This is a genomic window from Catenovulum sp. SX2 (genome assembly GCF_052056295.1).
GTDB lineage: Bacteria > Pseudomonadota > Gammaproteobacteria > Enterobacterales > Alteromonadaceae > Catenovulum.
Window position 1 is genome coordinate 119,843 of the sequence record NZ_CP182493.1, and the last position, 24,445, is coordinate 144,287.

The window sequence follows — 24,445 nt, forward strand, 5'->3', positions numbered from 1 at the left end:
AATAAGAAACAAAAGTATGGCTATACCGGTTTTAATTTGCGATGACTCAAGTTTTGCTCGAAAGCAGATGGCACGAGCCTTGCCTGAAGGCTGGGAAGTAGAAGTCAGCTTTGCATGTAATGGTGAAGAGGCAATCCAAGCAATAAAAGAAGGCAAAGGTGAAATAGTTTTTTTAGACTTAACCATGCCTGTACTTGATGGCTTTGGCACGCTGGCACAAATAAAGCAGCAAGACTTAAATGCTATGGTGATTGTTGTATCTGGTGATATTCAACCAGAAGCGCATACCGAAGTTATGGGATTAGGAGCAATGGAGTTTATAAAAAAGCCTGCTTCCAAAGAAAAAGTATTAGAAGTACTGAAACGATTCGGTGTGATTTAACCCCAAAATAGAGAAAGTATTTGTGACTCAAACCGCGAATGTATCCATAACAGAAGACCAAAGAGATTGTTACCAAGAAATTAGCAATGTTGCCATGGGGCAAGCTGCTGATTTATTGGCTCGGCTTTTAGGTGTCAAAGTTATTTTACCTATACCTGTGGTTAACCTGATTGAGGTTAACGAACTGCGTATGGCATTAAGTGGTATCGAGAATTCAGAAACGGTTTCAGGTGTTTGTCAGGGATTTATAGGTAATGGAATATCGGGCGAAGCCTTATTAATATTTAACGATACCAGCTTTAATGATATTTCAGACCTACTAAAATATGGGGGCGTTGCGGATAAATCGCTGGAATTAGAGTTATTGATGGATGTAGCCAACATTTTAATCGGCGCTTGTTTGCGCGGCGTTGGTGAACAACTTGATGTTGGATTTAGCCAAGGACACCCGGTTGTGTTGGGGCAGCATGTAAACTTAAATGATTTAGTTGCTGCTAATAATTACCGATGGACTAAAACATTGGCGATTGAAATCAACTATAAAATTGAAGGTTACAACATTAATTGTGATTTGTTGCTTTTGTTTGCTGAAGACGCAATAGAAGTATTGAATAGAAAAGTTAACTACTTACTGGAAGATTGATGGCTGATAATTCGTCTGACAATTTCAAAGAATTCCATTCTTACATGGCGATGCTACAAAACTTAGACGTAGGGCTAGTTGTACTCGATCGTGAATATCGCATTCAATTGTGGAATAACTTTATGGAAAGCCATAGTGGCTTACATCCATATGAAGTTCGCGACAAACAATTGTTTGAAACTTTTCCAGAAATTAATGAAGAGTGGTTTAGACACAAAGCTGAATGTGTATTTCAACTGAATACCCGAGCCTTTACCACTTGGGAGCAACGTCCTTTTTTATTTAAATTCAAAAATTATCGACCCATTACGGGTTCGGCTGAATTTATGTATCAAAACATTACGATAATCCCACTTGATTCATCTGTCGGTATTGTTGAACGCATTGGTATTATCGTTTATGACGTAACCGATGTAGCCGTCAATCGAATTGAATTAAAAGCGGTAAATGACGAGTTAAAACGTTTGTCTCGTACAGATAGATTGACTGGTTTATATAACCGAGGTTATTGGCAAGAATGTGCTGAAAAAGAGTTTAAACGTACCCAACGCACGGGTCGAACAACCTCTTTATTGATGTTCGACATTGACCACTTTAAACATGTTAACGACAATTATGGTCACCCCGCTGGAGATGCAGCAATTAAAAACACAGCAGATCAATTGGTTATGAATATGCGAGAAACCGATATTGCAGGGCGTTACGGTGGTGAAGAATATACTATGTTACTAGTTGATACTACGGCGGAAAATGCCAAGATATTCGCCGACAGATTACGCGAGCATATAGCTGCTTCAACTGTGCACTATCAAGATGCTAGTTTTCAATATACTGTCAGCATGGGTATTGCTGAATTAAATGATGATATTAAGAGCGTGGATGAATGGATAGATGCAGCAGACCATGCACTATATCAATCCAAAGAAGGCGGCCGCAATACTGTAACTATTTACAAAAAATCTTAGCGCCCACTAAACCACGAATATAACCCAGTTAGCGGGGTTATATTCAAGTCGCTTTGGTATATGTCTGAATATCCGCGTTATTTTTCTACATAATCCCTTGATATTAGCCTTGTGAGTTCATATCTTGTTTGAGTTTAATAAACTCTAAACATAATGGAGAGCAAGCGCTTATGATCCAAATTAAAAATCTAATAAAACGTTTTGGTGACTTTGTAGCTGTGGACGGCTTACAGCTGGAAGTCAAAGCGGGCGACATAGTCGGGTTTCTCGGGCCCAATGGTGCGGGTAAATCAACTACTATGAAAATGCTCACTGGCTTTTTGCCACCAACCAGCGGTGAAATCGTTATTGACGGCGACACGTTAAGCAAAGCACCATTGAAAATTAAAAGGAAAATCGGCTATTTACCTGAAGGTGCGCCAGCTTATGCCGATATGACAGTACTGCAGTTTTTACACTTTATTGCCCAAGTTCGCGGTTTTAAAGGTAAGGATAAAAAACAACGCATTAAAGACGTGATTGACAAAGTAGAACTGCAAGATGTACTCAATCGCCCAATTGAAAACTTATCAAAAGGTTTTAAACGCCGAGTTGGCTTAGCCCAAGCTATTATTCATGATCCACTTATTTTGATTTTAGACGAACCAACCGATGGTTTAGATCCAAATCAAAAGCATCAAGTTCGCAAACTTATTCAAAACTTATCTAAAGATAAAATTGTTATCATCTCAACGCATATCCTAGAAGAGGTGACTGCTGTTTGTAATAGAGCTGTGATTATCGCAAGTGGCAAAAAAGTATTTGATGGTACGCCAAAAGAATTACAAGAAAACTCTAAATTCCACAATGCAGTGACTATAGAGTTTGAAGGTGATAAACCAGATATTTCACAACTTAAACTAGCACCTGGTGTGACAGATATAGTTGAGCGTGACCAACATACAATTTCAGTTATTGGCCATGAATCATATGAAAGTTTATTCCCACAAATAATGGATTTGGTTCATCTACAAGGTTGGCACATAAAAGCTATGTATAACGAAGTTGGCCAATTAGATGATGTGTTTAGAAGCTTAACAACAGAGGAGGCTGCATAATTATGGTTGGTGTTATTTTTAAACGCGAGTTTTCAAGCTTTTTTGCAACACCAGTTGCATACGTATTTATTTTTATGTTTTTAATGCTAAGCGGCGTGTTTACCTTCTTTTTTGGTAACTTATTTGAACGCGGCCAAGCCGACTTGCAGCCATTTTTTAATTTTTTACCTTGGTTGTATTTGTTTTTAGTACCAGCTATGGCGATGAAAAGTTGGGCGGAAGAACGTAAATCCGGCTCAATTGAATTGTTGATGACACTGCCAATTACCACAGGCCAAGCTGTTGTCGGTAAATTTTTAGCTTCATGGTTAGTATTAGGTTTAGCTCTGTTATTAACCTTTCCACTATGGCTAACAGTTAATTATTTAGGCCAACCGGACAATGGGACAATATTAGCCGCATATCTTGGTGGCTGGTTATTAGCAGGCGCTTTTTTAGCTGTTGGTCACTGTATGTCGGCACTGAGTAAAAACCAAATTATCGCCTTTATCTTAACCGTAGTGGTTTGTTTCGCATTTGTACTAAGCGGCACACCTATTGTACTTAACGCACTCAAAGGTTTTGTACCTAGTTTGGTGTTGGATACTGTGGCGTCTTTTAGCTTTATGTTGCACTTTGAAGCTATCAGCAAAGGTGTATTGAGCTTAACTGATATCGTTTATTTTGTTGTTAGCATGTTTGCTTGGCTAACGGCGTGTTTTTTAATTGTTGAATATAAAAAAGCGGACTAATAAAGGATAAATACCAATGAAAAAAATGAGTTTATCTGTTGGTTTAACCGCTATCTTAGTTTTATTTGTGGCGGTTACCTATTTAAACAACAGCTTTTTAAACCCTTATCGGTTAGATTTAACCGAAAATAAGGTTTATAGCTTATCGCAAGGTTCAAAAAATATTTTAGATAAAATTGACGAACCCGTGCATTTATATTTCTTTTTCTCAGATAAAACCTCAGAAGGTCTAACCCAAATACGCAGTTATGCAGAGCGGGTGAAAAATCTGTTAGAGGAATATCAACTCTATAGCAAAGGCAAACTTAAACTACATATCATCGATCCAGAGCCATTTTCAGAAAATGAAGATAAAGCCGCTGAGTTTGGTTTAACCGCTGCGCCTGTCGGTGGATTAGGTGAGAGTTTATATTTTGGTTTAGGTGGCCGAAATGCATTAGATGCACAAGAAATAATTGCCTTTTTTGATCCAAACAAAGAAGAGTTTTTAGAGTACGACATCAGTAAGTTACTGCAAAATTTAATTGAACCTAACTCAATTAAAATCAGCATAGTCACAGATTTGCCAATTGCTGGCGAACCACAAATGCCAATGAACCCTATGATGCAGCAACAACGACCACAACCTTGGGTATTCTATGAGCAGTTGCAACAAATGTATCAAGTTGAAATGGTCAATGCCGATGCAACCAGTTTACCGGAAGATACTGACGTATTAATGTTAATTAACCCTGCAGAGCTTTCTGACGAACTTGCTTACGCCATTGACCAATATGTCGTAAACGATGGTAGTGTGCTTGCTTTTGTTGACCCACATGCAGAACAACCAGCGAACCCAATGGCCGCGGCTTCTGGTGTAGCTTTAACTGAGTTTTTATCTGCTTGGGGAGTTGAGTTTAATGCTGAAGATGTTGTGTTAGATGCAATGTCAGCACTTGAAATTAGAATGCCTTCAGGTGGTGTTGGTAAACATTTAGCTTATTTAGGTTTATCCAGCCAAACAATAGATAAAACCGATGCGGTAACCAACCAGTTAGAAAGCATTAATGGTGCATCTTTTGGTGTGTTAAAAGCTAAGCAAGAAGCAACTGCTGACGTTCAAACATTAATGTCGTCAACCAGCGAAGCAGGCTTAACCACAGCTGCCATTTACACGAGTTTGCAAGATCCCAAAGCGCTATTTAATAATTACCAAGCAAGTGGTGAACAATACAATTTAGCCCTGCGCTTAACCGGTGAAGTAAATTCGCGTTTTAAATATGATCAGAGTAAACAACAAAATGGCTATAAGTCGCGCAGTAGTAAAGCAAACATAATTGTGATTGCTGATACTGATTTGTTAGCAGATAGATTTTGGGTGCAAAAAAGTAATTTCTTCGGCCAAACAATTGCTTCAGCTTTTGCCAATAATGGTGATTTAGTTGCCAATGCGGTCGAAAACTTAGGCGGAAGTCACGATTTAATCAGCATTCGTGCTCGTGGTAAATTCACCCGTCCGTTTATCAAAGTTAAAGAAATTGAAGTCGCCGCAGAAGCTAAGTTCAGATCAAAAGAACAGCAGTTGCAAGCGCGTTTGCAAGAAACTGAAGCTCAGTTAACCCAACTACAAAGCCAACAAGGTGAGGGCGGCGCTTTAGTGATTACTGCAGAGCAAGAGCAAGCGATTAATAATTTTATCAAAGAGAAGTTATCTATTCGCAAAGCTTTGCGCGATGTCCAGCACCAGCTTAATCAAGATATCGAATTGCTTGGTTCACAAATCAAGTTTGTAAATATCATAGCTGCGCCTTTGGTTTTGACCTTTTTATTATGGTTATTCAGTTTGCTGTTTAAGCGCAGAAAACTTGCTTAAACAATTATTGGAGGTAAACAATGACAAATAGAATCATTACCTTTTTAGCTTTAACCGCAGCCATAGTTATGGCTGCAACTGTATATTTATCACAACAACCAAGCGTCGAGCAATCGACTGAAATCAAGCATTGGTTGAGTGAAGTTCAGCAAAACAAAGCTAAGCTTACAGCAGTTAAAATATACTCGCCCGACAATCAACTGATTGTTGATGCGCAACTGGTCGAAGATAACTGGTTAATGCAAAACGCGGCTGGCTATCAAATAAAAACTGAGAGTTTAGCCAAATGGTATAACCAACTGTTAACAGCAACTAACATTGAAGCCAAAACAGCTAAAGCAGAAAATTTTGCTCGTTTAGGTTTAGTTAACCCAGCTGATATGACCAATAATGCTAACAACAGTGAAGGTACAGGCCATTTAGTTGTATTAACAATTGTAGACACTGAGCATAAACTTATTTTAGGTGATGCTACTAGTTCTGGGCAGTTTGCACGTCTTGCAACTCAACAACAAAGCTGGTTATTAGACCAATATGTAAGTGTACCAGCAGACGCATCAGACTGGTTGAACAGCAAAGTCTTTGATTTTGGTTCAGCTCAAATTGAAAAACTACAGTCAAGTTCAACTACACAAACCGAGTTAAATTGGACAATTAGCAAGGCAGCAACTGAAGATAATGATGGTGAGTTTATCCTTGAAAACAAACCGGCAGAGCGTGAACTCACATACTCAGGCGTTGTAAATTCGCATGTTACTTCTATTGCCAACTTAAATTTTGCAGATGTGCAAGCGTACAATGCAGACTTATGGCAAAACAAAGCAGAGTTAGCCCAACTGAGTATCACGCTAAAGGAAGGCCAGAATGTTACTGTATATCTACTTGAGCAAGAACAACAAACAACCTTATTAGTAGATAACGGCACTGAGCCTAAATGGCAATATGTGTTAGCAGGCTACCAAAGTTCGCTGGTATTAAAACCATTAGATTCGTTTTTGCAGGCGATTACTGAGCAAACTCCAGCAGAATAAAATCAATTCAACAATTGAGTAACCAGCCACATCGGCTGGTTACTTAATTGTTAATCTCAATTCCACTTTAGAGCTAAATCAATATAAATTGCGAGTATCAGAGCCATCACAGACAGTTCAATTCAAGGCGTATCATTGCAGGAATGTAGGCACCTTTCAAAATGATACAACACAGAAGTGGGCTGTCTGTGAGGCTCCTGAAAGGCTGGGCTAAAAGCCATTTATTCTGCGTTAAGTTGGCTTGATATAGAACCACTATGACTGTGCCAACTTGCCTTGCCTAAATGGCTTTTATCTCCAGCTGATTATCGCTATTTATATTGATTTAGCTCTAGTTATCCTGAGTTCAGAATACTTGTACTACACTTAAATTATTCGATTCACAAACTGTGGCGCAGCGAATGAAATTTTTATTAATGCCGCTAGTCATTTGTATGTTTAGCTTAACAGCTATGAGCGCTGAAAACATTCGTATCGTATCGCCACAGTCTTCGTTTGATACCAGCCACAGCTATTTTTTAGGTTTATTAGAATTAACCGTAGAACGCACCCAAGCTGAGTTTGGCCCTGCGAATATTATTATCGCCGGTGACGTGCCACAAGGTCGAGCTTTACGAGAACTTGGTCATTTGGTTGATGTTTATTGGGCGGGTACATCGCATCAACGGGATACTGACTTGTTACCTGTAACAATCCCATTGGTCAAAGGCCTGTTAGGCTACAGAATGCCGATTATTCAGAAAGATTCTATTGCCACCTTTGATAAAATATCAAATCTATCTCAACTAAAGGAACTAACCGCTTGCCAAGGGTTATCTTGGCCAGATACAGATATTCTCGAACATGCTGGTATTAGGGTTCACAAAAATGCCGTTTATGAACGTATGTTTAAACAAGTCGCAATTGGCCGGTGTGATTATTTTCCGCGCGGTATTTACGAAGGCATAAGTGAGGTAAAAGCTAGAGAAGTGTTATATCCGAACTTGATCTTTTACACTGATTTGATCATCTATTACCCATTCCCCATGTATTATTTTGTCTCAAAACAAAATCCAATCTTGCACAAACGCCTTACTCAAGGACTAGAGTTATTGATTGCCGAAGGTAAGTTTGATCAGTATTTTAAAAATCACCCAATTACTTCAAAAGTTTTTCCGATAGAACAGTGGCAAAAATCTCGTATCATTCGCTTGGAAAATCCCATCTTGCCAAAAGGTACACCAGTAGATGATAAAAAATATTGGTTGCCACTTTAAAAAATGAGTTCCGGTTACATTTGATTAACAAATAAATCAACGTGCTTGTAAATTTTAATAAAAGAAAACCCTGAATCTTGTATCTATGATTTTTACTCCAACAACACACACAAATAGAGTAAAAATATGAAATTAATCAAATTAAGTAAAATGCTAGTCTCGGCTACTTTCTTGATATTTAGTGCATTTAGCTTAACAGCTAACGCCAACCTTCCAGATGGGCGCTATATATTAATTAACAAACTGAGTAACAAGTCTTTAGATGTGACTGGTTATAGCCAAGCCAATTCAGCCAACATAATTCAATGGAATTTAGGCTCAGGTTTGAATCAAAGATGGGATTTACAACAGGTTAATGACGATATCTACATTATTTCCGCAGCACATAGTGGCAAGTCGTTAGATATCGCTGCGAATAATCAAGCGAGCGGTGCAAACGTTATTCAGTACACAACACACGGTAATATTAACCAGCAATGGCAATTACAAAACCAAGGTAATGGTTTTTATAAGTTGGTTTCAATGTTAAGTGGTAAAGCGTTAGCCGTTGAAAACTTGTCAACTGGCAATGGTGCCAATATTCAGGTAGTAGACTTAGCTAATTCAGACGGTCAATTATGGAATCTTCAAGTAGTAGCTAATTCAGGCGAAATACGCACAGGCATGGCGGTTACTCAACAAATGGGCGCCGGCTGGAACTTGGGCAATACCTTGGATGCGATTGGTGGAGAAACAAATTGGGGCAATCCATTAACTCAAGAATATATGATCCAAGCTATCGCGGATAAAGGGTTTAAAACCATTCGCATTCCTGTGACTTGGCAATCGAAAATAGCGGCAGACAACAGTATAGATGAAGCTTGGATGAACCGAGTAGAGCAAGTCGTCAATTATGCAATTGATAGTGGTTTATACGTGATCATTAATTTACATCACGAAGAGTGGGTAGAGCCAATTAGCAGCGCAAAAGAAGCAACCAAAGTTAAACTACAAGCTGTATGGCAACAAATCGCAGAACGCTTTAAACACTACAATCAATATCTAATTTTTGAAACATTAAACGAGCCGCGAGCGCACAAAGGGACCAATTTAGAATGGTCTGGTGAGTTAGAAAACTACCAAATTATTAATGAGTTTAATCAAGTTATCCTATCTACCATACGCGCATCAGGTTACAACAATAGCACGCGGTTAGTCATGTTGCCTGGGTATGCAGCAAGCCCGTGGAATGATCAAACTCAACACATAGAAATTCCAAACGACAGTTTTATAGCAATATCAACTCATGGTTATTTCCCATATTATTTTACTGAACAAGAAGTGACAGACGGTGGTGATGCGGTATTTAATCAAGACGAGATAGGCTTAATTGACTATGTTTTCGAGCAGCTTAACCAAAGATTCATCGCCAATGGTATTCCTGTGGTTATGGGCGAGTGGGGTACTGTAGATAAAAGCAATACAGCTGATAGAGTTGCATACGCGCAATACTATGTACAAAAAGCAACTAGCTACGGCATTCCAACCGTCGTTTGGGATAACAACGCATTAGGCGGCTCAGCACATAACTATCGTTTGTACGACAGAGCAAACAATTATTGGCCATTCAATCAAATAGCCGATGCAATTGTAAACGCGTCTAATTAACGTAAGCTGCATGTAATCAAAATTGCACAAAAGTAAATTTCATAAGCTGTTATCAATTTGTATAACAGCTTATTCGAAAACGTTATCTTAAACTTAGTTCTTATACCTCAAACTAGCTCAATTTCACCTAATTAACCGCTGTTTTTCTATAAAAATTAATAATTTTTTACTTTTTTTATTTTTGCATTTGTAAAAATTCTTAAAAACTTATTAACAAGTTGCATTAAATATTTACCAGAATACTATTAAATTGTGCTTTTTAGTGACTTTGTAAGACGCTAACTAAATATGTAAATGTTTTCTTGAGGGTGATATGGTAAGTTTTCGTAAGCTAAGTTTTAATAAATTTCAGATTTTAACCGCATCTGTTGGTTTATTATTAGCAACTGCAACTTTTCAATCGCAAGCTCAACCAACTCATAACTACTATTTCGATCAAGCAGCGCAAGACTGGGAAAGCCAGTCTTTGCCAATTGGCAATGGTGCAATTGGCGCATCAGTAATGGGTGGCGTTAATCAAGACAGAATTATCATTAGCGAAAAAACACTTTGGACGGGCGGCCCAGGCTCAGTACAAGGATATGATTATGGTCTGCCAGCAAATGCCAGCGAATATCAAACCAAGCTAGCGAAGTTGCAAAATACGTTAGCTGCTAAAGGGCGCATGACCCCAAAAGCAGTTGCAGACGAAATAGCGCGTGATTATACAGGCTATGGCAGTTTTCAAAAGTTTGCTGATTTAGTTATCAGCCCACAAAACGATTTAGAAGAAGAGTCGCTTAGCCAATACCAACGTAGCTTAAATATGCAACAAGCCGCAGCTCAAGTTAACTTTAATGCACAAGGTATACACTATAAGCGCAGGTACTTTGTTTCATATCCAGATCAAGCTTTAGTTGTTCATTATCAAAGCGACAAAAAACACCAGTTAAACCTAGTTATTGATGTAGAAGTTGACGAAAACCGTTCTTTTAATAAAAAGTTAATCACTAACTCGACGCGTAATTCATTAATCTTCACCGGCGAGTTAAACGACAACGCATTAGAATACGCAGGTAATGTAAACCTTTATTCTACTGATGGTGAAATTAGTAAAAATCAAAATAATCAGCTATTGGTAAACAACGCAAGTGAAGTTTGGCTAACTTTTTATGCGGCGACCAACTACGCACCAGTTTATCCAAACTATCGTGGGGAATCCGCGACTGCAAAACTACAGCGCCAGGTTAAACATTACCAAGCGCAAGATTACAGTAAAGTTTGGCAAAATCATTTAACTGATTATCAAGGATTATTTAACCGAGTTGAATTAGATTTAACTGGCGAGCCGATCGATTTTCCGATAAATCAATTATTAACTAAATTGCGTAATAATGAGTTAAACCAAGCGCAAATCCGCTCGTTAACTGAGCTTTATTATCAGCTTGGTCGTTATTTATTAATTACCTCTTCACGCTCAGGTTCATTGCCAGCTAATTTACAAGGTGCTTGGAACAACCATATACATGCACCGTGGAATTCTGACTATCACTTTAATATCAATGTGCAAATGAATTATTGGCTTGCAAACCAAACCAATTTGGACGAGCTAAACAAACCTTTATTCGATTTTGTGCAAAACCTACAACAACCGGGTGAGCAAACTGCAAAAGCTTTATTTGGTTCAAAAGGTTGGACTTTATTACTCAATACCAACATTTGGGGGTTCACCGGCTTAATTGAATGGCCAACTGCATTTTGGCAACCAGAAGCAGCGGCGTGGATTTGCCAACACTTGTACGAACATTACCAGTTCACTTTAGATAATCACTTTTTGCAAAATACCGCGTACCCAATTATGAAATCTGCTAGTCAGTTTTGGTTGGACAACTTATATAAAGACACAAGCACAAATTCGTTAGTGGTAAACCCGAGCTATTCACCTGAACACGGCGACTTTACTTTGGGTGCTGCCATGTCGCAGCAAATTATCTATGAGTTATTATCCAACACTAAATTAGCTGCACGAGAATTAGCCGACCAAGAATTTATCAGCCAACTAGACCAAGCGCTTAATAAACTAGAGCCGGGATTAAAAATTGGCAAACACGGACAATTAATGGAATGGCGCAGCGATCTTGACGACATGCAATCAAAACATCGCCATGTATCACATTTATATGCACTGCATCCAAGCAATCAAATTTCACCAATCACCACACCTGCATTAGCCAAAGCTGCTGAAGTTAGCTTAAACGCGCGTGGAGACGGTGGTACAGGTTGGAGCAAAGCTTGGAAAATTAACTTTTGGGCACGTTTATTCAATGGTGATCGCGCTGAAAAATTAATTGGCGAACAGTTAAAACACAGCACATTAGATAATTTGTGGGATAACCATCCACCATTTCAAATAGACGGAAATTTTGGCGCAACAGCAGGTATTACAGAGATGCTATTGCAAAGCCAAGTAAACCAAATTCACTTATTGCCAGCACTCCCAAAAAACTGGCAACAGGGCCAAGTGTCCGGCCTAAAAGCTAGGGGCAATGTAGTAGTGGATATCAGTTGGAACAAGGGGCAGTTAGCTAGCGCTAAACTCACCCCAAAATACACAGGACTTGTAATAGTACGCAGCAAACTCTCTAAACATAATTTAGCTGTGATGGGTGGCAACTCACCAGCAAAAATTACCCAAGATCAGTTTGGAACACTAATAAAGGTATCGGCACAAGCCGGCCAAGCAATAACCATCAACAACACAAACATGGTTCACATTAACCAACTATAACTAGATAAGGTAATAACATGAACGATACATCAAAACTTAACCGTGAAAGAAAACGTTTTCCGTTATCTAAAGCCACGGTCATGGTCATGGGCGCATTGGGTATGTTTTCACATGGCCAAGCATTTGCCGCAGAAGAATCAGCAGACGCAAGTGAAGAAACTGAAGTAATTGAGGTCACTGGCCTGCGCTCAAGCGTAATTAGTGCAATGCAAGCTAAAATGAACTCAGACAAAATCATGGACGGTATCAGTGCTGATGATATCGGTGCACTGCCTGACAGAAGTATTACAGAAGCACTGCAGCGTATACCTGGTGTATCAATTGACAGGTATATGTCACAAGGTGATCCAGAGCACTTTTCGGTTGAAGGTAATGGTGTAATTATTCGTGGCCTTACACAGGTACGCAGTGAATTAAATGGACGCAGTAGTTTCAGTGCAAATGGCGGCCGTAGTTTAAGTTTTGGTGATGTTCCACCTGAACTAATGAATGCTGTTAACGTTTATAAAGCGCCAAGCGCTGACCAAATCGAAGGTGGTTTGTCTGGTACTGTAGATTTAGAAACAAAGTTACCTTTTCACAATGACGATCAAAAAATATCCTTATCAGTTGCAGCTAACTATGGCGATATGATTGAAGAAACTAAGCCAGAGTATTCAGCCTTATATTCAAATGTTTGGCAAACTGGTTTAGGGAAAATTGGTTTATTAGTTGACGTGGCGCATTCAGAAATTAGTACTCGTAATGATTCTATGTATGTGCGCCCATTCTGGACGCGTACAGATATCACAGGAAAAGAAGGTGAGTCAGTTTATATTCCACGTGGTGCTGACTGGCGTACTATGTATTTTGAACGTGAAAGAAACGGTCAGTATGCTGCGTTGCAGTGGGCGCCATCAGACGAACACGAATTCACTTTGACCTACTTTAATAGTGAATACGATATGTTCTGGAGTGAAGATGCTATATTTGTTGGTAATAACCCAACTTCAGTACAAATTGATTCAGACATTGAATCTGTATATTCAGATACAGGTCGTTTAGAGTCAGGGCGTTTAGTTGATGGCATTGGTATCTCTATGGGTTCTGATGCTCGAGCGTCAATTCAAAATTCGCAAACAACAGATATTGCGCTAGAGTACTCAGGTAAATTTGATAAACTTGAAGTGAATTTCTCGGTTCAAAGAGTGGATGCGGATGCAAAAGGGCAAGATAATACAGTTGCAACCGAAGTATTAGTCCCTTATATAGATGTAGACTTTTCTGGTAGTTTACCGTCGATCCAAAGTGATGAGCAGTATTTGTCTGATCCTAGTAAATACAACTGGAACTTTATTCAAGACAATGCCTATGACCGAGTAGCCGAAATGACAGCTGTCGATGCTGATGTTAAATATTTCTTAGACAATGATGTATTTAAATACGTTCAAACGGGTGTAAGGTTTACCGATTCAAAATCTGATAACGCAGATACGAGTTACAACTGGGCTGTTTTAGCAACCAGTTGGGTTCAATGGGCAATAACAGATGACAAAAAAGCAAATATAAATCCAGCACCTGAGGAGTTAAGCTTAAACACCTTTGACAACTTCTTCCGCGGTGAAGTGCCAAAACCTTCAAGTGTCTATGCCCCCGTAGTAGATTTTGTTACTAATCATCCTGAAACATTCCAACAACTGCGTAATGAATTTGAATATACTCAAGATTGGGTATCACCATGGCAATTGCGTAGTTTAGAAGATCCTGAATACACTAACTCTCAAACAGAAAAAACTACTGCAGCATTTGCTAAAGTTGGTTTTGAAATTCCAGCTAACATTTTTATCGCTGGTGATTTTGGTGTACGTTATGTTAAAACAGAAAACACAGCAAATGGATTTTTGGAATATCCAAACGTTAGCTATTTTGGCCAAGGTAAAAGAGTTAGCCAAAGTGCATTTTTTGAATACAGTAACCTCCTTCCAAGCTTCAATATTCGAGCTGAACTAGCCGATGATTTAATGTTAAGGTTCAGTGCTGCAAAAACAATGGCTAGACCTGATTATAATTCACTTGGCGCTAATCTTTATTTGGGGGCAACCGTCACTGAAGACGCAGCTAAATTAGTTGCAGAAACGCAAGCTGCTCATGAAGAAGATCCGACTGTTGAAGTTTATGTTCCTGTTGAATCAGATTATAACTTGGGTGGTGATTCATATAGCAATCCTTACAGAAAGCCAATGGAGTCAACGCAGTTAGATTTAAGCTTGGAATGGTACTATTCTGACAGCAGCTACACTTCATTAGCTTTATTCTCAAAAGACATTACAGGTTATGAAGCTATTCAAACGCGTGCCGAGGAATATGATGGAAATATCTACAACGTAAGCCGACCAGTAAGCTCCGGAAAAGCTGATATGAAAGGGGTTGAGTTTGCAGTCTCGCACTTCTTTGATACTTTACCAGCACCATTTGATGGCTTAGGTATTAGTGCAAACTACACCTATATTGATAGTTCAACCTCAGTTGAACAAGACGCTGAACCTTATGACACCGACGGCTCAACATATGGACCTATGCCATTTAAAGGAATCTCTAAAAACTCATACAACTTAGTAGGTATGTACGAGAAAAATGATTGGTCTTTCCGTCTTGCATATAACTGGCGTTCAGAGTTTTTAACTTCAACGCGAGCTAATGGCTTTAAAGCTGATGACAACAGTTGGGCATTACCTGTATTCAATGAAGATGCTGGATACTTAGACGGCTCAATCACTTATAGATTCAACGACGTCTTGAGTGTTAGCCTACAAGCTAATAACCTAGCAAATACAGTTTCGAAAACTGAAATAAAACAAAATGCTTCGGGTAACTATTATGGTGCTTACCATATGAACGACAGACGTTACTCTTTAGCAATTAGAGCTAATTTCTAGGGTTTTATACTTTGGCAATTTTTAAAGGAGAAGGTAAAGCCTTCTCCTTTTTATATAGGAGAGTGTATGCCGGATAACCGAATTGAAAAACTCGTTATTTTAGGTGGGGGAACTTCTGGTTGGATGACTGCTGCTGCAATTATTAACCACCTGCCTAAAAATTATTGTGAAGTTATTCTAATTGAGTCAGATTTAATTGGCACAATTGGAGTAGGTGAGTCGACTATCCCGCACATACTTAGGTTTAACAGCCAACTAGGCATAGATGAAAAGGAATTTATCTCAAAAACTCAAGCAACAATTAAGTTGGGTATTCAATTTGATAATTGGGCTAACTTAGGAGACAGCTATATTCATCCTTTTAGTGAAATGGGCGATGTCATTAGAGGCGTTGATTTTCATCACTATTGGTTAAAGTATAAAGAAAATGGCGGAACACAAGACTACGAGTCATTTTCTATGGCTGCAGAACTCGCCAAAACAAAACGATTCGCCCCACCTGCACAAAGCAATAATCCTCTAACAAAACAATATACCTATTCATATCATATTGACGCCACAAGCTACGCCAAGTATTTAAGAGAGTACGCTATTGCTAAAGGCGTAAAAAGAATTGAAGGACGAGTTACCAGTGTCAATAATTTAGATAACGGCGATATTTGTTCTTTAGCATTGGAAAGCGGTCAAACAATTGAAGGCGACTTGTTTGTTGATTGTAGTGGCTTTAGAGCTTTATTAATTGGTCAAAACCAGCAATCTGACTACATTGACTGGTCACATTGGTTAAAAACCGACAGGGCAGTCGTAGTTCAATCTGAAAGGGTCGGACAGCTAAATCCGTACACAAAAGCTATCGCTCAGCCAGCTGGTTGGCAGTGGCAAATACCATTACAGCATCGAATGGGCAATGGCCATGTATTTTCAAGTAAACACGTGTCGGATGAGCAAGCCTTAGATACTTTAGTTTCTGGTGTTGATGGTAAATTAATACATGAGCCTAGATTTGTTAACTTTAAGGCTGGTCGACGTGAAAAAAGTTGGGTCAATAATTGTGTGTCAATTGGTCTTTCGTCTGGATTTCTAGAGCCATTAGAATCAACAAGCATATTTTTAATTCAAATTGGTATTAACAAACTGATTGAATATTTTCCCGATAAGTCAATGGCAGATGCTGACCGCACTCAATACAACGAAACAATGCGTTACTTCTATGAACACATTAGAGATTTTATTATCTTGCATTACAAAGCGACTAAGCGAACAGATAGCCAATTTTGGATTGAAAATAGCCAAATGGAGATACCTCCAAACCTTCAGAGATTAATCAGTTTATTTGAACAAAGTGGCAAAGTTGATAGAACTCAATTTGGTGTATGGCCGGCTGTGTGCATGGGACAAGGCATCATACCTAAATACTATGATTCTCGGGTCAACGCATTAGACAATCATTCACTAGACAAGCATTTAAATTCAATGGCCCAAGCTGTAAAACAAACAGTCGCTGAAATGCCTAGCGTAAATGTGTTTTTAGGTTTAGAGGAGCATTGATGTGGATAATTCTATAAAGTCGATTGTAATTAATGGCGCAGACGTATTGGGTTGGACTGCAGCAACTGCATTAGCTAGGGGCTTACAAGGCACAGGAATACAAATTACGCTTGTTGGTGTGTCGGAAACTCCAGACGAAATTCTTTGCTGTACACCATTGATACAGGATTATTTAAGGAACCTGGGTTTTGATCTGAGTTATCTTCAACAAACTCATGGAATGCTTCCGTCACTAGGATGGTTAGTAGAACTGGATCGTAAAAATTTTCCTATCAGTTTTGATACTTATTTACCTGCTTTTAACGGCTATGAATTACATCAAGTAGTCAACTGGTTAAAAGCAGACAAGATGGCAGATTATTCACTTGCGAGCCAACTTATTACCGCAAACGCATTTGTCGCACCAAATCAGCAAGTTGGAGATCTGCGTTCGTCTTACGAATTGGGAATGGTATTTGACAGTCAAAAGCTAATGTCATTTATGCAAGGCGCAGCCAAACAACTGGGAGTTAAGCATATCAATAGTGACCTTGAGTTTGCCCAATTTCATTGCAACACAGGTGAGCTTGATTGCATTGTGTTGCAAAACGAACAAAAGCTTAAAGCTGACTTATTTATTGATAATAGCGGTAGTACAAAACAACTAAGTAAATTTACGCAACCGGAACAAGCATATATAAGCTGTGTGGGCGCTATTGATTCAGTGATGAAAAGTGTTGTCACCAACAGTGATAAGACAGAAGTTTATAACAGGTTGCAAAATGCTCCTGCCGGTTGGATTGAAACTACATCAATCAATAACAAGCGTTATTATAGTTACTATTATAACTCGAAAGAAATTAGGGATAGTATAGCTCGGGAAACATTCACGTCTCTATTAGCTGCCAATAAACCTCCAGCCATAAAAGTAGAAAAAGTAAAGCTAGGTTACAACCAAGCATTTTGGAGCAATAACCTTATTTCAATCGGCAAATCAGCTGGTCACTTAGTTACGAGTGGAGTTGATCAATTTACGTTGAGCTGCCGCATGTTAACGCGGCTTCTAGAGTATTTTCCCAATAAAAGTAACAGGGATATGGTTGCAGCTGAATTTAACCGACTGACGAACAAAGATTTTAGTGAGGCTAAAGATCTAAGCGATTTATGCTTACTGTTATTTAACTTAGCCGACGCAGCCGAGGTTTCAAACAGACTATCACACATTATTGAATTGTTTACGACACACGGTCGTTTTGACGAACAAATTAATCCACTTATGCCTAGGCAGTACTGGATTAATTTGTTGTGCAACGCCGTTGAACAATTTGGCTACAACCCTGTACTTAACGGCTACACGCAAGAGACCGGGTTAGTGTTCTTAGAAAAGATTAACTCGCAAATAAATAGAATATTACAAAGGTAAATTTAATATTTAGTAAAAATATTAAAGCGAATAACTTAAAAAAGTAATAAAAATTCGTAATCCTTTTACTAAATTTACCATTCTGTTTGTGTAAACGTAAACAGGCTGATAACTTTATTATTACATATCACATGGGAGCAAAATCAGTGTTGGTTTCAAAATTATCAAATAAAGTAAAAACAACCGTCGCTTGTTTAGCAGGTGCAGCCATTTTATTGGGCTGTAGTGCTACGCAAAATACAGTTGTAAGTAAAAAACATAATTCTACTGAGTTACCAAAATTAATAACTAAAAATGGTAAACACATGTTAGAGGTAGATGGCGAACCGTTTTTAATGTTGGCGGCACAAACCAATAACTCGGCAAATTACCCTTCACAATTCAAGCATATTTGGCCTGTAGTAAAACAAATGCATGCAAATACTTTAGGTATTCCAGTAGCTTGGGAGCAAATCGAGCCAAATGAAGGGGAGTTTGATTTTAGTTATTTAGATGCTTTAATTTCGCAAGCAAATGAAAACGATATCAAGGTTGTTTTGTTATGGTTTGCAACATGGAAGAACAATGCACCGCATTATGCGCCAGCTTGGGTTAAAACAAATAACCAACGTTTTCCACGCGTTATAACTAAAGATGGCAAAACACTAAACTCGTTATCACCATTGGGTAAAAACACTTTAGCAGCCGATAAAAAGGCATTTAAACGTTTAATGACTTATTTACGTGATAACGATCCAACCAATACAGTTATTTTAGTGCAAGTACAAAACGAAGTAGGAACTTACGGCTCTAAACGCGACTTCTCACCACTTGCGCAAAAAGTATTTGAGCAAGCAGTACCAGCTAACCTAGTTAAAAAATTAGGCGTAAAACCAGGTACTTGGGCTGAAACATTCGGTAAAGATGCAGATGAGTTTTTCCACGCTTGGCACATAGGCCGCTATGTAGATGAAATAGCTGCTGCAGGTAAACAAATTAAAAACTTGCCAATGAATGTAAACGTTGCCCTAAGAAATCCATTCCATCCAGGCGATTGGTATTCAATGGGCGGTGCAACAGACAATGTGCTCGATTTATGGAAAGAAGCTGCGCCAAATATCGATATGATTTCGCCGGATATTTATTTCCGTGACTACAAAACCGTCACCAAAGTTTTAGAGTTATATGCTAGAGCAGACAACCCACTATTTGTTGCTGAAATTGGTAACGACCAACCATACGCTAGATATTTCTTTGAAACGCTAGGCCATCAAGGTATAGGTTTTGCGCCATTCGGTATGGACTACACAGACTATGTAAATTACCCATTGGGCGCAGAGGTGTTTAACGACGAGATTATTAATACCTTTGCTGAAAACTACGTGATGATGAAACCATTTGCTAAACAATGGGCGCGTTTAAGTTTTGAAGGCAACGTTTGGGGGGTAGCTGAACCGCACGATACTTTTGGTAAAAAACAAGAAGTGTGGAATGCAAAATCAACCGATAGCGAGCCAACTAACGAAGAGCGCAAAGAAAACGCACATAAATACACGCAGAATTTAGATTTAGGCCGTTGGAATGCAGAAGTAACTTACGGGCGTGAAATGTTTTGGGTTGCACCACCAAAAGGTAATAACCCAGCATCGGGCGGCGCGCTTATCGCACAGTTATCTGATGATGAATACTTAATTACAGGTTATCGCTCACGTGTCACTTTGTCGGCGTCGGACGAAATTTCAGATAACCCATACATGATTGATAGAGTTGAAGAAGGTTATTTTAATCAAGAAGGCGAGTGGGTAATGGAGCGCGTATGGAATGGCGACCAAACCGACTGGGGCTTTAACTTCACCTCAACGCCACATTTACTCAAAGTAAAAATGGCCTCGTACAAATTATAAAAAAGACGACATGCTTTTGGAGCAAAAACAATGAAATTAAACCGTATAACACAAGCCGTGGTTGCTGCTGGTTTACCACTAATGATGCTAGCGGGCTGTGGTTCTGACAGCTCAACAGCAAGCAGCCAGCAATCGCAACAAACTAAGCCGCTAGGTAGCTACCAACAAACCGACACGGGTTTAGTGGTTACCTTGGCTGACAGCGCAGCTAAAAAAGTACAACTAACGGTTATTAATGACAAAATAATCCGTGTTACTGCAACACCACATAAAGATTTATCTTATGTGCCTGAAAGTTTAATGGTTAAAGCTCAGCCAGCAGGCAAGTTTAGCATTAAACAACAGGGTGATACCGTTGAATTGGCTACCGCTAAAGTCACAGCGATAGTGTCGTTAGCAGACGGCCAAGTGAGTTTTAAAAACGACAAAGGTGAAGTTGTTTTAAACGGCAGTAACGGCGGTGAATTTGCACCTGTTACCAAAAATCCATGGAAAGCGGACGAAAAATCTTATGCAGTTCGCCAACAATGGAACAAAGGATCTGAAGAAGGTTTATTTGGTTTAGGCCAACACCAAAACGGTCAAGTAAACTATTCAGGTGAAAACGTTGAGTTATCGACTGGTAACTTAGTGATCACCATTCCATTTGTAGTATCTACGCGCAATTACGGTGTGCTTTGGGACAATGCGTCAATCACTAACTTTGGTGATCCAGAAAGCGCAACACCACTTCATCAAGATCTAGATTTATACGATGCCAACGGCAACAAAGGTGGTTTAACCGCTAAGTATTACGACGGCGACAAACTGTTATTTACTCGTGTCGAGTCAGATCCTGATTACCAATATCTTGCCAATAACAATATTCGTGAATATCCATTCCCACGTGAACTTGGTGATGTAAAACAACCAAGAGTTGAGTGGCAGGGTTACATTAAAGCCAAGAAGTCTGGCATGCATAAGTTCAGAATGTATAACTCAGGTTATGCCAAGTTAACTATCGACGGCCAAGAGTTATTAGACAGATGGCGTATGAACTGGAACCCTTGGTATCACGATACGCAAATTGAATTGGAAGAAGAGAAAAAAACTCCAATCAATATTTCTTGGAACTCTCAAGGTGGTTACTTCCGCTTATTACACAATGAACCACGTGCATTTGACGAGCAATATTCGCTTTCATTTGCATCTGAATCAGGCAAAGCAATAGATTACTATTTTGTTGCCGGTGAAAATACCGACGAAGTTATTTCTGGTTACCGTCACTTAACGGGCAAATCAGTTATGTTGCCAAAATGGGTGTATGGTTTCTGGCAAAGTCGTGAGCGTTATAAAAACCAACAAGAATTGGTTGATGTAGTTAAAGAATACCGCGAGCGCGAAATTCCAATCGATAATATCGTCTTAGATTGGTCTTATTGGCCACAGGATGCTTGGGGCAGCCATGATTTTGATAAAGAGCACTTCCCAAATCCGAAGAAGATGATTGATGAAGTTCATGATCTGAATACCAACATTATGATCTCAGTTTGGCCTAAGTTTTATTCAACAACAGATAACTATAAAGAGTTTGATGAAAAAGGTTATATGTTGAATAAAAATGTGGATATTGAAGGCAACTTAGACTGGATAGGCCCAGGTTATTTAAATGGTTTCTACGACCCGTATCCTGAAGAATCACAAGAAATTTTCTGGCGTCAATTAAATGAAAAACTCAATGTATTGGGTATAGATGCATGGTGGTTAGACGCATCTGAGCCAGATATTCATTCAAACTTATCACCGCGTAAACGCAAAGAAATAATGAGCCCACAATCTATTGGCTCTGGTACTGAATATTTCAATTCGTATGCGCTTGCTAATGCTGAAGGTGTATACAAAGGTGAACGTGTAACTGATGCGCATAAACGCTCGTTTATTTTAACCCGCTCTGGTTTTGGTGGTATTCAACGCACAGGCTCAGCAATTTGGAGTGGTGATACGGTTCCACGTTGGTCAAACTTAAAAGAGCAAATTTCTGCTGGTATCAGTGTTGGTTTAGCGGGTATGCCAAACTGGACCTTTGATATTGGTGGTTTCACCCCTGAAGACCATTTGCGTTGGACGTCAAAAGGTGCAGTCGGCCATTTCTCTGGTTTAGATGAAAAAGACATTCCAAACTGGCAAGAATTGAATGTGCGTTGGTTCCAATTTGGCGCGTTTTCTCCAATGTTCCGTTCACATGGTCAAAACCCATATCGCGAAATATTTAACATTGCGGACGAAGGCTCTGAAGCATATGAAAGCATGGTGTATTACACCAAACTACGTTATCGCTTAATGCCTTATATCTATAGTGAAGCAGGCCACATGTATCATTTAGACGATACTTTAATGCGTGGTTTAGTGATGGACTTCCCACACGATAAAACTGCGATTAACTTAACAGAGCAATACATGTTTGGTCCGTCTTTCTTAGTTGCGCCAGTGACAGATTTTAAAGCGCGTGACTGGGACGTTTATTTACCAAGCCAAACCAATTGGTATGACTTCTATACTGGTAAAGCATACCAAGGTGGTCAAAACGTTAAGGTGGATGCACCACTTGGCATAATGCCAGTGTTTGTTAAAGCTGGCTCTATTGTACCTACGGGTCCTGAAATTCAGCACGTATTTGACAAAACCGACGGTGAAATTACCTTAAATGTTTATACAGGTGCAGACGGTACATACGCCTACTATGAAGATGATGGTAAAAGTTATAACTACGAAAAAGGTGAATATCTATTTATCGATATGAGTTATGACGATGCTAAAGGCGAATTAACCATAGGTGAGCAAAAAGGCCAATACCAAGGTATGCCGAGCACACGTAAAATTAACGTGCGTTGGATCAGCGGTGAGTCTGACAATGCTGCAAACTTTGATAAAGGTGTTGCAACTAGCATTGAATACACAGGCAAAGCTGTAACTGTAAAACGTAGTTAATAAGAAAAGCTGATAGGCAGGCTCAACCTGTCTATCAGTTATTTGGCTTTTAAAGGTTAAATATGAAATTTAAAACTTTGCTGGCAGCTGTTGCTATAACCCAAACTCTAGTTGGCTGTGGGTTAACTGCAAACGATACAGTTAACCCGCTGCAACCCATTGTTATCGATAATAGCGCTGCGTATCAACTGCTAGTGCGTAACCATGAAAAATCAGTGAATTGGACAGGTGCTGTGCATCAACTAACCAAACAAATTGATGGCGATAAAATTCAATTTACTAAAGCGAGTTTTCAGCAATCAACTCAAAGTTATTCACTTGATTTTGCGCATAGCTGGCATAGTGCAATTGCGTTTGAAAGTCAGCAGGGTGTTGATTTAACACCTTACTTGGCGAACGGTGTTTTGTCGTTAGACATGCAAGTAAACAATACGCAAAAAGCTGCACTTAATTTAGTTATGCACTGTGGTGAAAACTGCGTTGGCAAATTGCGTTTACGCGAATGGGCGCAGCAGTATGACGGTCTAGGTTGGCAGCAACTAAATATTCCTCTCAGTTGTTTTATTCAAGCTGATAATGATGTAAGCAATATTCAACAAGTATTCACTGTTGAGGGTGACGGTGTCGGCGAAGTTGAGTTTAAAAATATTCATATTAACACTGACAAAACTGCAAACTTCTCTTGCCCTGATGCAGCAAGTCTTTCAACAACACCAGGTATTTTAAATGAATACTGGGCGGTTGATTGGTGGATGGACAGGCATCAAGAAAAGCTTCAAGCCAATAAACAAGGCGTAGAGCTGGTATTAATTGGCGATTCAATTACCCATGGTTGGGAGAAAGAAGGGGCAGAGGTTTGGCAACAAAATTTTGCTGATATCAATACACTCAATTTAGGTTTTTCAGGTGACAGAACCGAAAATGTATTGTGGCGCTTGAATCAAGGTGAGTTAGATGGGGCAAAACCAAAACTTATCCAAATTATGTTAGGCACCAATAATACAGGTCATCGCATGGAAAAACCTGAGTATGTCGCTAAGGGCATTCGAGCCGTATTAGATAAACTCAAACAAATTACCCCAGATAGTCAGGTTTTGATATTAGCCATATTCCCGCGCGGTAAAGACCAAACAGATATGGCACGACAAAACAATCAAGCGATTAACCTGTTACTCAAACAACTCGCTGATGAATACCAAGCTGAATTTGCCAATATCAACTCAGTGTTTTTAACCGAAAACGGCCAATTGACCGAACAAATAATGCCAGATTTACTCCATCCTAATGCGCGAGGATATGCGCTTTGGGCCGAGCAACTACAACCTTATGTTGAACGTTATATTCGTAACCTTCGCTAAT

At 39.2% G+C, this 24,445-nt stretch carries 14 protein-coding genes and 1 pseudogene; all 15 read left to right on the forward strand.

The window, feature by feature from the left end:
• Positions 1–16: 16 nt before the first annotated feature.
• A pseudogene (locus tag ACMZOO_RS00555) lies at positions 17–1,025 on the forward strand (response regulator).
• A complete protein-coding gene (locus ACMZOO_RS00560) occupies positions 1,025–1,990 on the forward strand; it encodes a diguanylate cyclase (protein WP_440904732.1) in 966 nt (321 codons plus the stop codon). The pseudogene ACMZOO_RS00555 and the gene ACMZOO_RS00560 overlap by 1 nt, the downstream one beginning before the upstream one ends.
• Before the next feature lie 170 nt (positions 1,991–2,160).
• Positions 2,161–3,087, forward strand: coding sequence for an ABC transporter ATP-binding protein (locus ACMZOO_RS00565; RefSeq protein WP_440904733.1), 927 nt, complete (start codon positions 2,161–2,163; stop codon positions 3,085–3,087).
• Positions 3,084–3,818: an ABC transporter permease subunit gene (locus ACMZOO_RS00570; RefSeq protein ID WP_440906320.1), complete on the forward strand. Its 735-nt coding sequence runs from the start codon at positions 3,084–3,086 to the stop codon at positions 3,816–3,818. Before ACMZOO_RS00565 ends, ACMZOO_RS00570 begins: the two co-directional genes overlap by 4 nt.
• A 16-nt stretch (positions 3,819–3,834) precedes the next feature.
• Positions 3,835–5,670, forward strand: coding sequence for a GldG family protein (locus tag ACMZOO_RS00575; protein ID WP_440904734.1), 1,836 nt, complete (start codon positions 3,835–3,837; stop codon positions 5,668–5,670).
• A gap of 20 nt (positions 5,671–5,690) precedes the next feature.
• A complete protein-coding gene (locus ACMZOO_RS00580; RefSeq protein ID WP_440904735.1) occupies positions 5,691–6,701 on the forward strand; it encodes a DUF4340 domain-containing protein in 1,011 nt (336 codons plus the stop codon).
• Between the two features lie 401 nt (positions 6,702–7,102).
• Positions 7,103–7,957 carry a hypothetical protein gene (locus tag ACMZOO_RS00585; protein WP_440904736.1) on the forward strand — a complete coding sequence of 285 codons (855 nt, stop codon included), beginning with the start codon at positions 7,103–7,105 and terminating at the stop codon, positions 7,955–7,957.
• 126 nt (positions 7,958–8,083) lie between these two features.
• Positions 8,084–9,604, forward strand: a complete 1,521-nt coding sequence (locus tag ACMZOO_RS00590; protein ID WP_440904738.1) for a cellulase family glycosylhydrolase — start codon at positions 8,084–8,086, stop codon at positions 9,602–9,604.
• A 313-nt stretch (positions 9,605–9,917) separates the two neighbouring features.
• Positions 9,918–12,371, forward strand: coding sequence for a glycoside hydrolase family 95 protein (locus ACMZOO_RS00595; protein WP_440904740.1), 2,454 nt, complete (start codon positions 9,918–9,920; stop codon positions 12,369–12,371).
• Positions 12,372–12,388: 17 nt separating this feature from the next.
• Positions 12,389–15,286, forward strand: a complete 2,898-nt coding sequence (locus tag ACMZOO_RS00600) for a TonB-dependent receptor (protein WP_440904742.1) — start codon at positions 12,389–12,391, stop codon at positions 15,284–15,286.
• Between the two features lie 66 nt (positions 15,287–15,352).
• Positions 15,353–16,834: a tryptophan halogenase family protein gene (locus ACMZOO_RS00605; RefSeq protein ID WP_440904743.1), complete on the forward strand. Its 1,482-nt coding sequence runs from the start codon at positions 15,353–15,355 to the stop codon at positions 16,832–16,834.
• Between the two features lies 1 nt (position 16,835).
• Positions 16,836–18,236: a tryptophan 7-halogenase gene (locus ACMZOO_RS00610; RefSeq protein WP_440904744.1), complete on the forward strand. Its 1,401-nt coding sequence runs from the start codon at positions 16,836–16,838 to the stop codon at positions 18,234–18,236.
• A gap of 146 nt (positions 18,237–18,382) precedes the next feature.
• A complete protein-coding gene (locus ACMZOO_RS00615) occupies positions 18,383–20,119 on the forward strand; it encodes a DUF5597 domain-containing protein (RefSeq protein ID WP_440904745.1) in 1,737 nt (578 codons plus the stop codon).
• 30 nt (positions 20,120–20,149) lie between these two features.
• Entirely contained in the window at positions 20,150–23,086 is a 2,937-nt protein-coding gene (locus ACMZOO_RS00620; RefSeq protein ID WP_440904747.1) for a TIM-barrel domain-containing protein, read from the forward strand.
• 62 nt (positions 23,087–23,148) lie between these two features.
• Entirely contained in the window at positions 23,149–24,444 is a 1,296-nt protein-coding gene (locus ACMZOO_RS00625) for a GDSL-type esterase/lipase family protein (RefSeq protein ID WP_440904748.1), read from the forward strand.
• The last annotated feature ends 1 nt before the right edge of the window (position 24,445 follow it).

Bases quoted from the DNA above. Each gene is read 5' to 3' on its own strand.
- ACMZOO_RS00600 (WP_440904742.1), top strand. From the start codon at position 12,389: ATGAACGATACATCAAAACTTAACCGTGAAAGAAAACGTTTTCCGTTA.
- ACMZOO_RS00560 (WP_440904732.1), top strand. From the start codon at position 1,025: ATGGCTGATAATTCGTCTGACAATTTCAAAGAATTCCATTCTTACATG.
- ACMZOO_RS00620 (WP_440904747.1), top strand. From the start codon at position 20,150: ATGAAATTAAACCGTATAACACAAGCCGTGGTTGCTGCTGGTTTACCA.
- ACMZOO_RS00625 (WP_440904748.1), top strand. From the start codon at position 23,149: ATGAAATTTAAAACTTTGCTGGCAGCTGTTGCTATAACCCAAACTCTA.
- ACMZOO_RS00605 (WP_440904743.1), top strand. From the start codon at position 15,353: ATGCCGGATAACCGAATTGAAAAACTCGTTATTTTAGGTGGGGGAACT.
- ACMZOO_RS00590 (WP_440904738.1), top strand. From the start codon at position 8,084: ATGAAATTAATCAAATTAAGTAAAATGCTAGTCTCGGCTACTTTCTTG.
- ACMZOO_RS00585 (WP_440904736.1), top strand. From the start codon at position 7,103: ATGAAATTTTTATTAATGCCGCTAGTCATTTGTATGTTTAGCTTAACA.
- ACMZOO_RS00575 (WP_440904734.1), top strand. From the start codon at position 3,835: ATGAAAAAAATGAGTTTATCTGTTGGTTTAACCGCTATCTTAGTTTTA.
- ACMZOO_RS00580 (WP_440904735.1), top strand. From the start codon at position 5,691: ATGACAAATAGAATCATTACCTTTTTAGCTTTAACCGCAGCCATAGTT.
- ACMZOO_RS00565 (WP_440904733.1), top strand. From the start codon at position 2,161: ATGATCCAAATTAAAAATCTAATAAAACGTTTTGGTGACTTTGTAGCT.
- ACMZOO_RS00595 (WP_440904740.1), top strand. From the start codon at position 9,918: ATGGTAAGTTTTCGTAAGCTAAGTTTTAATAAATTTCAGATTTTAACC.